The 12,030-nt window shown below is 57.9% G+C and carries 12 protein-coding genes; 10 read left to right on the top strand and 2 right to left on the bottom strand.

The annotated features are described in order from the left end of the window. Positions 1 to 99 precede the first annotated feature (99 nt). The 10 genes from hisC to KLP40_RS03985 all read left to right on the top strand — a co-directional run bounded on the left by hisC (position 100) and on the right by KLP40_RS03985 (position 9,254). The gene (gene hisC, locus KLP40_RS04030) at positions 100 to 1,152 is read left to right on the top strand and encodes a histidinol-phosphate transaminase (protein WP_215592383.1); all 1,053 of its coding nucleotides are present in this window, start codon (positions 100 to 102) and stop codon (positions 1,150 to 1,152) included. Positions 1,153 to 1,393: 241 nt separating this feature from the next. After that, a complete protein-coding gene (locus KLP40_RS04025) occupies positions 1,394 to 1,825 on the top strand; it encodes a hypothetical protein (protein ID WP_215592381.1) in 432 nt (143 codons plus the stop codon). 62 nt (positions 1,826 to 1,887) lie between these two features. Then, positions 1,888 to 3,000, top strand: coding sequence for a bifunctional histidinol-phosphatase/imidazoleglycerol-phosphate dehydratase HisB (hisB, locus tag KLP40_RS04020; RefSeq protein WP_215592380.1), 1,113 nt, complete (start codon positions 1,888 to 1,890; stop codon positions 2,998 to 3,000). Positions 3,001 to 3,216: 216 nt separating this feature from the next. After that, complete coding sequence (hisH, locus tag KLP40_RS04015) at positions 3,217 to 3,807, top strand: imidazole glycerol phosphate synthase subunit HisH (RefSeq protein WP_215592379.1); 591 nt, start codon at positions 3,217 to 3,219, stop codon at positions 3,805 to 3,807. 118 nt (positions 3,808 to 3,925) lie between these two features. Next, positions 3,926 to 4,642 (top strand): 1-(5-phosphoribosyl)-5-[(5-phosphoribosylamino)methylideneamino]imidazole-4-carboxamide isomerase, encoded by a 717-nt coding sequence (hisA, locus tag KLP40_RS04010; protein WP_215592378.1) that lies wholly within the window; start codon positions 3,926 to 3,928, stop codon positions 4,640 to 4,642. Between the two features lie 217 nt (positions 4,643 to 4,859). Further along, positions 4,860 to 5,618 (top strand): imidazole glycerol phosphate synthase subunit HisF, encoded by a 759-nt coding sequence (hisF, locus tag KLP40_RS04005; protein WP_215592377.1) that lies wholly within the window; start codon positions 4,860 to 4,862, stop codon positions 5,616 to 5,618. 94 nt (positions 5,619 to 5,712) lie between these two features. Then, complete coding sequence (gene hisIE / locus KLP40_RS04000; protein WP_215592376.1) at positions 5,713 to 6,351, top strand: bifunctional phosphoribosyl-AMP cyclohydrolase/phosphoribosyl-ATP diphosphatase HisIE; 639 nt, start codon at positions 5,713 to 5,715, stop codon at positions 6,349 to 6,351. A gap of 99 nt (positions 6,352 to 6,450) precedes the next feature. Beyond that, the gene (locus KLP40_RS03995) at positions 6,451 to 6,981 is read left to right on the top strand and encodes a GNAT family N-acetyltransferase (protein WP_215592374.1); all 531 of its coding nucleotides are present in this window, start codon (positions 6,451 to 6,453) and stop codon (positions 6,979 to 6,981) included. Positions 6,982 to 7,771: 790 nt separating this feature from the next. After that, positions 7,772 to 8,551: a glycosyltransferase family 2 protein gene (locus KLP40_RS03990; RefSeq protein ID WP_215592373.1), complete on the top strand. Its 780-nt coding sequence runs from the start codon at positions 7,772 to 7,774 to the stop codon at positions 8,549 to 8,551. A 10-nt stretch (positions 8,552 to 8,561) separates the two neighbouring features. Further along, entirely contained in the window at positions 8,562 to 9,254 is a 693-nt protein-coding gene (locus KLP40_RS03985) for a lipid-A-disaccharide synthase N-terminal domain-containing protein (RefSeq protein WP_215592372.1), read from the top strand. 97 nt (positions 9,255 to 9,351) lie between these two features. On the opposite strand, the gene KLP40_RS03980 is transcribed toward KLP40_RS03985, so the two are convergent. Both KLP40_RS03980 and KLP40_RS03975 read right to left on the bottom strand, forming a co-directional pair. After that, positions 9,352 to 10,365, bottom strand: a complete 1,014-nt coding sequence (locus KLP40_RS03980) for a GDP-mannose 4,6-dehydratase (protein ID WP_215592371.1) — start codon at positions 10,363 to 10,365, stop codon at positions 9,352 to 9,354. A 334-nt stretch (positions 10,366 to 10,699) separates the two neighbouring features. Further along, entirely contained in the window at positions 10,700 to 11,677 is a 978-nt protein-coding gene (locus tag KLP40_RS03975; protein ID WP_215592370.1) for a hypothetical protein, read from the bottom strand. Positions 11,678 to 12,030 lie beyond the last annotated feature (353 nt).

Raw genomic sequence — 12,030 nt, 5'->3', positions numbered from 1 at the left:
CGCTCCATAGCCCAGGGTTTAAACCCTGGGCTATGGAACCGCCGCCGGCCGTTCTACAAAATCCGTGAAATCCGAATAATCCGTTTAAATCCGTGATTCATGTTCAACCTTGATAGCCTCGTACGCCCCAACCTGCGGGATATGAAGCCCTACTCGTCGGCCCGCGACGAATTTCAGGGCGAGGCCCAGGTCATGCTCGACGCCAACGAGAACAGCCTCGGCAGCGCCGGCCCCGACCAGTTCAACCGCTACCCTGATCCGCTGCAGCGCGCCGTGAAGCAGGAGCTGGCCCAGCTCAAAGCCGTGCGCCCCGAGCAGATTTTCCTCGGCAACGGCTCCGATGAGGCCATCGACCTGCTGGTGCGCCTCACCTGCGTGCCCGGCCACGACAGCCTGCTGATCCTGCCGCCCACCTACGGCATGTATGAGGTGGCCGCCAACCTGAATGACGTGCGCGTGGAGCGCCTGCAGCTGACGCCTGACTTCCAGCTCTCGCCCGAAATCGTGGCCGGCGTGCTGGCTTCGGATGCTAAAATCGTGTGGCTCTGCTCGCCCAACAACCCCACCGGCAACCTGCTCCACGCCGAGTACATGGAGGAAATCCTGCGCGGTTTTCGCGGGTTGGTAGTGGTAGATGAGGCCTACGCCGATTTCGCGTCCGCTCCCAGCTGGACCACCCGCCTGGCCGAATTCCCTAACCTGGTGGTGCTGCAAACCTTCTCGAAGGCCTGGGGGCTGGCCGGCCTACGCCTGGGTATGGCTTTTGCCTCGCCGGAAATCATCGGCTACCTCAACAAAATCAAGCCCCCCTACAACGTGTCGGAGGCTACGCAGCGGTTCGCCCTGCAGGCCCTGCGCGACGCCGACCGGTTTGAGGCGCTACGCCAGCAGCTGCTGGTAGGCCGCGACTGGCTGGCCGAGCGCCTGCCCGCGCTGCCCATCGTGGCGGAGGTGTTCCCCTCGGATGCCAATTTCCTGCTGGTTCGTTTCCATCCCGATGCCACGGCCGTGTACGATTTCCTGGTAGCCCGGGGCATCATCGTGCGCAACCGCACCACCCAGCCCGGCTGCGCCGGCACACTCCGCCTCACCGTGGGTACCCCCGCCGAGAACGAGCTGCTGCTCCAGGCCCTGCGGGAGTTTGCGGGGTAGTATATATAAGGAGTAAAGCAGTTTCACGAATAGCATTCTCAGGATCTTCCATCACTCCATCTGAATAGTTGATGTTATGGGAATAGCTTCGTCCACTCGGTTCAAGGATCAGAATAAAATCCTTCGACACTTTGAGGAGCGCATTTCAGTGTGCTGTCCCAAGTGTGAAAAGAGGGCGGAGGTTTCCACAGACTTTACTTTATGTCATAGCCGCCTTCATTGCCCGAGCTGCTTTTATCAGTTGGACAAGCCATTGGTGTTTTTTGATATAGTGGTGAAGGAGTATTGCAAACTATGCAACTTCAGGATTGTGGTGGAAACGCCAGAGGTGGGGTATAGGAAGGAGGCCATCAAAGTCCGCTGCCCCGATTGCGGCTGTGAGGAATCTTATAAGCCCACGTACATCGAACACGTAGGCTATTCTTACAGCTTCGATGGCGTCGATCCTTTTTTCCAACTGCCGCTCTGGTATCAGGCTCCCTTCAAAGATGAACTGCTTTGGGCCTATGGTTCGGAGCACTTGCTTTATCTGGAGGAGTACATTGGGGCTAAGCTGCGGGAACGGAATCAACCGCGTTACATGACGATGGTGGAGCGGCTGCCGCAGTTTATCAAATCCGCCAAAAACCGGGATGCGCTGCTGAAACTGCTGGAACGCATAAAGCTGAAGTAATTTTCAGCTGTCTTACATTTTGCACTGATACCCTGTCACTGTTTGACAGGCTTAACCAACTCATGAAAAAAGTACTCTTCATTGACCGGGACGGCACCATCCTCATCGAGCCGCCGACGGATTTCCAAGTGGACGCGCTGACGCGAGAAAAATTTCAGTTTGTGCCCGGTGCCATCACCGGCCTCTCGCGCATTGCCCGCGAGCTGGATTACGAGCTGGTGCTGGTGAGCAACCAGGACGGCCTCGGCACCGAGAGCTTCCCGGAGGATACTTTCTGGCCGGCGCACAATATGATGCTCGACGTGCTGCGCTCGGAAGGAGTGGAGTTCGTGCGCGAGCACATCGACCGAAGCTTCCCCCACGAGAACCTGCCCACCCGCAAGCCCGGCACCGGTATGCTCACCCAATATCTGGGCGAGGGCAGCGGCTATGACCTCAAAAACTCCTTCGTCATCGGCGACCGGCTGACCGACGTAGAACTGGCTCAGAACCTGGGCTGCCAGTCCATCCTGCTGAAGCCGGAAGGGGAGGGCGACGACCGCGCCGCGCTGACCACTATGAGCTGGGAAAAAATATACCAGTTTCTGCGGCTGCCCGCCCGTACCGCCGTGGTACAACGCGACACAAACGAAACCAAAATCAGCATCGAGCTGAACCTCGACGGCAACGGCCGCCCCGAGATGCACACTGGTCTGGGCTTCTTCGACCACATGCTCGACCAGCTCAGCAAGCACTCGGGCGTGGATATGAAAATCACCGTGCAGGGCGACCTGCACATCGACGAGCACCACACCATCGAGGACACGGCCATTGCCCTGGGCGAAGCCTTCACTCAGGCCCTCGGCGACAAGCGCGGCCTGGCCCGCTACGGCTTCCTGCTGCCCATGGACGACGTGCTGGCCCAGGCCGCCATCGATTTCTCGGGCCGCCCGTGGATTGTGTGGGATGCCGAGTTCAAGCGCGAAAAAGTAGGGGATATGCCCTGTGAAATGTTTTACCATTTCTTCAAAAGTTTCTCCGACGCTGCCCGCTGCAACCTTAACATCAAAGCCGAGGGGCAGAACGAGCACCACAAGATCGAAGCTATTTTTAAGGCCGTAGCCAAGTCCATCAAAATGGCTCTGGTGCGCGATGCCGGCCGTATGGAAATCCCCAGCACGAAAGGCATTCTGTAGTTTACCCATATGTTTAAACAAATGGATAAACAGTTGTTTGGGTGTGCGTTGTGTGCGTACCCTTTCTTCTAAATGGAGCGGAGAACTTTGTCACACCAGAACTAACCGTTCATACGTGATGAGGCCCTTCGCTCCGTTCAGGATGATAGATCTAAACACCTTTACACATTTGTTTAAACATAAGAATAAACACCCGCTGACTTCTGATATTTTCAAATGGAAATAGCCATCATTGATTACAAAGGCGGCAACGTGCAGTCGGTGCTGTTTGCGCTGGAACGGCTGGGCGTGCAGGCCACGCTCACGGCCGACCACGACGTGATTCGCCGCGCCGACAAGGTGCTGTTCCCGGGTGAGGGCGAGGCCGCCTCCGCCATGCGGGAGCTGCGCGCCCAGGATCTGCACGAGCTGCTGCCCACGCTCACGCAGCCGTTCCTGGGTATATGCCTGGGCATGCAGCTGCTGGGCCGCCACACCCAAGAGGGCGGCGGCACCGACCTGCTCGGTATTCTACCCTTCGACGTGGTGCGGTTCCCGGCCACGCCGGAGTACAAAGTGCCGCACATGGGCTGGAACAACCTGCAGGCCTTACGCGGTCCGCTGTTCGAAGGCCTCAGCGCCGAGGACTACGTGTACTTCGTGCACAGCTACTATGCCCCGGTGGGCGAGTATACCATTGCCGAGGCCGCGTACCCCACGCCGTTCAGCGCCGCCGTGCAGCACGAGAACTTCTACGCCGTGCAGTTCCACACCGAAAAGAGCGGCCCCGTCGGCACCCGTATTCTGGAAAATTTTCTCAAGCTGTAAGCCCTTTCTGTCATCCTGAGCGGAGCGAAGGACCTTATCACACCAGAACGAATCGTTACAACGTGATAAGGTCCTTCGCTCCGTTCAGGATGACAGATGAACTGTTCTTAAACCCAACATGGAAATCATTCCCGCTATTGACCTCATAGGCGGCCAGTGCGTGCGCCTGACGGAGGGCGACTTTGCCCAGCAGACCACCTACGACGCCGACCCGCTGGCCGTGGCCCAACGCTTCGAGGCCGCCGGCGTGAAGCGCCTGCACCTGGTGGACCTCGACGGGGCCCGCGCCAAGCGCCCCGTAAACCTGCCCGTGCTGGAGCGCATTGCCCGCCACACCAGCCTGTACATCGACTTCGGGGGCGGGCTGCAGAGCGAGGACGCCGTACGCCAGGCCTTCGACGCCGGAGCCCGGCAGATAACGGCCGGCAGCATTGCCGTACGCGAGCCCGAAATCGTGAACGGCTGGCTCCGTGCCTTCGGGGCCGAGCGCATCATCATCGGGGCTGACTACCGCGACAATCACATTTCCATCAACGCCTGGGCCGAGCAGAGCGAGCGGACCCTGCGCGAGTTTGTGCAGGGATACCTGGCCAGCGGAGGCACCACCTTCATCTGCACCGACGTGAGTAAGGACGGCAAGCTTCAGGGCCCGTCGCTGGCTACGTACACGGAGTTACGCGAGCAGCTGCCCGCTGCCCGCCTCATTGCCAGCGGTGGCGTAACCACCATTGCCGATGTGGAGGCCCTGGCCGCCGTGGGCATGCACGGGGCTATCATCGGCAAAGCCATCTACGAAGGCACCATCACGCTGGAGCAGCTGCAGCCCTGGCTGTAAGTTGTAATACAGAACGTCATTCCGAGCGAAGGCGGAGCCGTAGTCGAGGAATCTCGCGTGCTGACGTTGTTGAAAAAAGAACGTTATGCTGAGCTTGTCGAGGCATCTCTACTAGTTCCGTTAGATTACTACCACAACGTCAGCACGCGAGATTCCTCGACTACGGCTCCGCCTTCGCTCGGAATGACGTTCTATAAACTCTGAAAACCAACCAAACATGCTAACCAAACGAATCATACCCTGCCTCGACGTGAAGGACGGGCGCACCGTGAAAGGGGTGCGCTTCGAGGGCCTGCGTGACGCCGGCGACCCGGTGGCCCTGGCCGCCCGCTACGCCCGCGAAGGTGCCGACGAGCTGGTGTTCCTCGATATCACCGCCACCAACCAGAAGCGCGCCACCCTAGTGGCCCTGGTGCGCGACGTGGCCCGGGAACTGGACATTCCGTTCACCGTGGGCGGCGGCATCGGCACGGTGGCCGATGTGGAAGCCCTGCTCATGAACGGGGCCGATAAAGTGAGCATCAACTCGGCCGCGTTGGCGCGCCCCGAGCTGATTGACGAGCTGGCGGCCCGCTTCGGGTCCCAGTGCATTGTGGTGGCCGCCGATGCCCGGTATAACGACGCCGACGGCTGGCTGATCTACACCCGGGCCGGCACCCACAACACCGGCCGCGACGCGGTGCAGTGGTGCCGGGAAGCCGCCGAGCGGGGCGCGGGCGAAATCCTGCTGACCTCCATGAGCAACGACGGCACCAAGGACGGCTTCGCGCTGGACATCACCGGGGCCGTGAGTCGGGCCGTAACCATTCCGGTCATTGCCTCGGGCGGCGCCGGCTCCAAGCAGGACTTCACCAACGTGTTCCAGCAGGCCCACGCCGACGCCGGCCTCGCCGCCAGTATCTTCCACTTCGGCGAAATCGGTATCCGCGAGCTGAAAGAACACCTGCGCCAGGACGGCATTGCCGTGCGGCTGTAATTTTAGTTGTCAGTTGGTAGTTATCCGTTGTCAGTTTATTGACTGCTCGCGCCTGTACTAACAACTGCCAACTCCCAACTAACAACTAGATCCAATGGATTTTGCTAAAATGCCCGATGGGCTGATTCCGGTGATTGTGCAGGATGCCCACACGGGGCAGGTGCTGATGCTGGGCTACCAGAACGAGGAAGCGCAGCGCGTGACCCGCCAGACGGGCCGCGTGACGTTCTTCTCCCGCTCCAAGCAGCGCCTCTGGACCAAGGGCGAAACCTCCGGGAACTACCTCACCGTGGTGAGTGAGCACGAGGACTGCGACCAGGACGCCCTGCTCATTCTGGCCCGCCCTGACGGCCCCACCTGCCACCGGGGTACCACCAGCTGCTTCGAGCAGCCCCGGCAGACGCGCTATCCGGCGCCGGCCGTTAGTTTCGTGGCGGAGCTGGAGCGCCTGGTGCAGCGCCGCCACCAGCACCCTGACGAAGACCCCAAGTCGTACACTGCCTCCCTGTTCCGCAAGGGCATGCCCAAAATCGCCCAGAAAGTGGGAGAGGAGGCCGTGGAAACCGTCATCGACGCCGTGGGGGGCAACGTGGAGGGCCTGAAAGGCGAGGCCGCCGACCTGCTTTACCATTTGTTGGTCCTGCTGACGGCCTCCGGACTCTCCATGGAAGACGTGGTAGAAGTGCTCAAGCAGCGCCACACCACCATTTCCGGCGGGGTACGCCGGGAGTAACGTTCTTCGCTTTCAAACAAATTCGAAAACGCTGCCGGTGCCCTCCGTAGGTTCGGGCAGCGTTTTTCCATTTCTGCAACCCTGCTAGTTCCGTTTCCAATGCCTTCTGCCGCTATTCAGTTAGTACCCCTGCGAATTGACCAGGCTGCAATTTTCCACCGCTGGATTCAGGACCCGGAGGTTATTCTGTATTCCTTGAATGCCTTTCAGCAGATGGATTCGTTGGCGAAGGTTTCGCAGTGGCTGGAAGCTACGCTGGCGGATGCGCGCTGCCTGAACCTGGGGGTGTACCTGGCCGAGACGCAGGAGTTGATCGGGCACGCCGGTATTTCCGGTATTTCCGCGGTCAATCAGGCGGGCGAGTATTTTATTCTGCTGGGCGAAAAACAGTACTGGGGCCAGGGTATTGCCACGGAGGTTACCCGGCAAGTGGTGGCGCGCGGCTTCGCGGAGCTGGGCCTGAACCGGATGATGCTCACGGTTTCGGAGCCCAATCAGGGCGGCGTGAAAGCGTACCAGCGGGCCGGTTTTCAGCTGGAAGGCCGGCTGCGGCAGGCGTGTTTCCGCAACGGGGCCTTTCACGATAAGCTAGTGATGTCAGTTCTGCGGGAGGAGTGGCGTGACCGATAAAGAAATGAAAGGGAAGTACGTGGCTACTCTGCGGCTCACAACCGTATACCCAGTTGCAGGCCTGCTCCTCGGTTGAGGGGCTGATACCGGTTGCGGGTGTTGCGAGAAGTGGCCCGCCGCAAAATTTCCGTTCCTACAAACGTGTCTAGTACGAGTCGTGAGCCCAGGGCCCATTGGCGGCCCAGTTGAAGCTGGGGCTGTGTGCGGGTACTGGCAGCATGTGTGACGTAGGCCGCCGTGGTGGGCGTGGACTCATGCTCCTGCCGGGTACGGATGTGGGAACCATGTGCCACCAGGGCAGCATACCAACCCGTCAGGGGCTGGCCAACTGTACGCCGCCGAAAATAGTGCCGGACCTGCACATCAACGTTATAGTACCTGTTTACCCCCCGTACAACGGTTGGCTGCTGCTGCCCGGCCGCGGTTGTGTACCACAACCCATAGGAAGAATAATGCTGGGGAAAATAGCCCAACGTGCTGCTCAGGCTCCAGCGGGCAGATAGCCGCCTTTCGTAACTAAGGGCTATATCGGGCTGGTCAAATGCGCGCAGCCCGATTTTAAGAACCTGCTTGACCGGGCGCGGAATACTGATGGGCTCAATCGTCTGAGCTGAAGCAATGAACGTGGGTAGAGAAACCAAGGCCAGTAGGCCGCTCATTCGGTAGTGCATAGAACCTATTCGGATAGCTGGCAGTAAGATACTGCCGATGGGCCGATGGTTGCAGTCCGGTACAACTATTCGCTGCTAAACCTTCCGTACCTTGCAGCCCGTTTTACCCCTCTGTTTCTATGTCTGCTCCCGAACACGCCGCTTACCTTGCCTCCCAAAGTCTGACGGTACTGGTACCCGTGTATAACGAAGAAGAAAGCCTGGGGCAGTTCGTGGTGGAGATGGACAAGTTTCTGGCCGAAACGCCGGTGCCCACTACCGTGCTGTTCGTGAACGACGGCTCTACCGACGGCTCCGTCGCCATTTTGCGCGACGTGTGCCGGCAGAAGCCCCAGTATGAGTTCATCAGCCTGAGTCAGAACCGGGGGCTGAGCACGGCCGTGAAAGCCGGCATCGACCACGCCCGCACCACGCTCATCGGCTACATCGACTCCGATATTCAGACTACCCCGCTCGATTTCCTGACCTTTTTCGAGTTCCTGCCCGAGTTTGACATGGTGAACGGCATCCGGGCCAAGCGCCAGGATACGTTCGTGAAGAAGATGTCGTCGCTGGTGGCCAATACCGTGCGCCGCACGCTCATCAACGACGGCATTCAGGATACGGGCTGCCCGCTGAAAATCATCAAAACCGAGCATGCCCGCCGGATTCCGTTGTTTCACGGCATGCACCGCTTCCTGGGGGCGCTGGTGCAGTTGCAGGGCGGCCGGGTCAAGCAGTTGCCGGTGCGCCACTTTCCGCGCTTTGCGGGTACGGCCAAGTACAACCTCTGGAACCGGGCCTGGAAGCCGCTGGTGGATACGTTCGGCTTCCGCTGGATCCGCAGCCGCTGGAAGAATTACGAAATCGGGGAGCAGCAGCGCCAGCCCGAATCCCTTGAGCCCGTAACCGAGCAGTAAGCCGGCCGTTATGAAGTCGCTCCTGACAACGGCCAACGTGGCTTTGGTGATTGGGCTGGTCTCGCAACTGCTGTTTTCGAGCCGCATCGTGTTGCAGTGGATTCAGAGCGAGCGGGCCAAGCGCGTGCTGGTACCCACGCTGTTCTGGCAAATCAGCCTGGTGTCGTCATTTCTGATGATTGTGTACGGTATCCTGCGTCACGATCCGGTCATTCTGGGGGCTCAGCTCATCAGCTACGCCATCTACATCCGTAACCTGCAGCTGCTGCGGGAGTGGGGCAAGTTGAGTCCGTGGTTTCGGGCGGGGGCTTACGCGTTTCCGGTGGCCATGCTGGGCTGGTTTGTGGCCGGCAACCAGCACTTCAGCCTGCGGACCATGCTGGGTACCGAAATTCCGGGCGGACTGCTGTTGCTCGGGGCCGTGGGGCAGGTCATTTTTCTGCTCCGTTTCGTGTATCAGTGGATTTACTCCGAGCGCAAGGGCGAGTCGACGCTGCCGCTCAGCTTTTGGGTTATCAGTCTGGTGGGCTCGGTGCTGATTTTGACGTATGCTATTATGCGGCGTGATGCGGTCCTGGTTATTGGTAACGTCTTTGGTACTGTGGTGTACGCGCGTAACATGGTGCTGCTGCGCCGGGAACTGCGCGGGATGCCGGCCGTGGTGGTCCAAAACGCAGCCAGCGAAACAGAAGCCATTTCCTGAAGCATCCTCCATCTCAGCAAAAGAGGTTCCCAACTTGATGTGAAGTTGGGAACCCCTGTTCATCCTGCCGACGGGGTGAGTCCTTGCCCCGCTCCAATCACCTGGCCGAAGAGTGCGGGGGATAGGGCGTCACGCTAACTGGTTGCGGGACTTCAGCCAGCCATTCCACAAAGGCCTGCAAACCGTCGGATAAGCTGGTTTGGGGAGAGTAGCCGAGTAGCTCCTGGGCCTTGCGGATATCGGCGTAGGTCACGTCCACATCGCCGGCCTGCATGGGCTGGAATGCCAGCTGCGGTTCAACCCCCACGGCCTGTCCCACGGCTGCAATGAGCTCCAGCAGGGGTATGGGGCGGTTGTTACCCAGGTTAATGGTTTCGTAGAATCCCGTGTGCCTGAGCAGATAGTCCACGCCCCGACTGATGCCGTCCACTGTATCGAGCACGAAAGTGTAGTCGCGGGCCGTGCTGCCGTCGCCGAATACGGGAATGGGCTTTCCGGCCCGCAGCAGGCGCACAAACTTATGAATGGCCAGGTCGGGGCGTTGGCGGGGACCGTATACAGTAAAGAACCGGGCGTTGAGCACGTCCAGGCCGTAGAGGTGGTGGTAGGTGGCGGTAAGCTGCTCGCCGCTGAGTTTACTGGCCGCATAGGGCGAAATGCAGGCGCTCAGCAGGTTCATATCTTCCCGGAAGGGCTGTTCGCGGGTGTTGCCGTACACGGAGCTGGAAGAGGCAAAGAACAGCTTGACAATGCCACGATGGCGCATCCACTCCAGCAAGTGAGTGGTGCCGATGATGTTGTTCTCAAGGTAGGCCACCGGCTCCTTTACCGAGGGGCCCACGCCGGCTTTGGCCGCCAGGTGTACCACTACGTCAATCGGATCAGCGGGGAGGGCATCTACCAATGCATCAAGGCCGTGACGTAGGTCGGTTTCGTGCAGGCTGAACCGGGGATGACTCAGGCTGGTGGCCAGATTGCGGCGCTTATGATCAGGGTTGTAGAACGGGGCGAAGTTATCTATGCCGACCACGCGGTGCCCGTCGCGGAGCAGGCGTTCGGTCAGGTGTGAGCCAATAAAGCCCGCGCAGCCCGTTACCAGAATGGATGCCATGCGTGTAATGCAGGGAGGAAGAGAATCGAAAGCAGTCAGTAAAAAGCCACTGGCGCAAATGTAATCGTATTTACCCGGTCGGCAGGCAGTTTCGCTCGGAGCAGATCTGTCTTCGATTTACATGATACATACTGGATCATATTATATTCTGTTTAATAAGCTCAGACTCATTACTGACTGATTACAAGTTATTTGATCTAGATCATATGTTAACATAATATTTATATAGCAACTAAGTGACGAACATGCTTAAAAAAGTGTGGCCCAACTCTCCGCAAGCTGGGCCACACTTTTTAGATGACGCTAAGGGGGAGAAGCCCACCCGATGAATGCTCTATTCTGGCAGTTGACGACGGATTTTATTGAGTAAAGCATTCACGAGTAGCAGGTCTTCCTGATCAGAGATAGTCAGATGAGTATCCAGGCCTGGTCCATGAATATGGATGGCAAAGGTGGTTGCGTCAGGCATCCCGGTACGTGCAGTCCCGGCTTCGGGTGCGGCGGTTACAGGCAAACTCTCCGGTATTGGTATAACTGGCTGCGCTGTGGCCTTTGGGACAGCTATGGGTTCTGAGACAGGCTCGGGTACGGATGCAGGAGTAGGTGCCTGCTCCGCGGCATCCAGGTCATCCGTGTCGAGTCCGAAGAGGCTGGATACTACATCCAGTGTCCGGGCGGAGGGTACAACCGGGCGTGCGGGCAATATACCGGGGGAAAGTGATAGTCCTGGTACATCGGTAGGGCCTGAAGGAGCCGGAGTAACTGTCGGTACCTGGAATACATTCAGGGGCATTTCCGTGCTGGCTAGTTCTCGTCGGGGCACCTGTTGGGCTAGTAACTGGTCAATATCGACGATAATGTTCTGCTCGTTCAGAATACCAGCCATGCGGGCGCCTTCGATGAAAGCTCGGGAAACGTTCTGCGTATTGATTTCCTCTACTCCAAACTCCCGGACCAGCATCACATCAAACATGTGAACGGGTAACTCGCGGTTACGAAACTTACGGCAGATCTGCGTGAAGAGAGGAGGATGCAGGAATGCCTCCCGATGGTATATTTTCTCTTCCTGCTTATCGTAGGCATTTTTAATACGACGGAAGAGGTTGGTAGTAGTCAGGAGTTCCCGCTTACTGGTAAGTAAGCCAAACTTAACCGCGGAGCCAATGATAGCTTTAAAGGATCCACTGACTTTACGGTTCAACTTGCGGGCGGCAGTTTCAATGGCACACTTGCCACCCGTATCATCAACAACTTCAGCTACCTCCCAGGCGCTCTGGTAGGAAGTACGTGGGTAGTCTATAGTCTTGGGCATGGGAATACAGGATTAGGTTTGGCAAAAATAAAGGATAATAGGATAAAATAAGCAGCATAAAGTAATAATAAGCAGTATATAGTATATAAAAGTTAAACTTTATTATACTTTTTGTACTTTTATTTACTTATTTATGATACTATCAACTCTTATATCACATTACATAATTAAATACCTTTCTTATAATCGGCCCGGGGGGGCGGAACCAACCAATAGTTCCTAATATTCAGACCTTACATGCGCCTTAGCCTGATTTTCAGCTAAGTGATGCCATGATTTATCCCCGAATCTAATAGCTTCACTACAGATAGGATTAAAGGCCTTCAATGGCATGAACCGCAAATCAGATTTTC

This window comes from Hymenobacter piscis (assembly GCF_018760735.1).
Taxonomy (GTDB): domain Bacteria; phylum Bacteroidota; class Bacteroidia; order Cytophagales; family Hymenobacteraceae; genus Hymenobacter; species Hymenobacter piscis.
The sequence above is the reverse complement of the archived record's forward strand: the minus strand, read 5'-3'. Positions and strand labels throughout refer to the sequence as shown.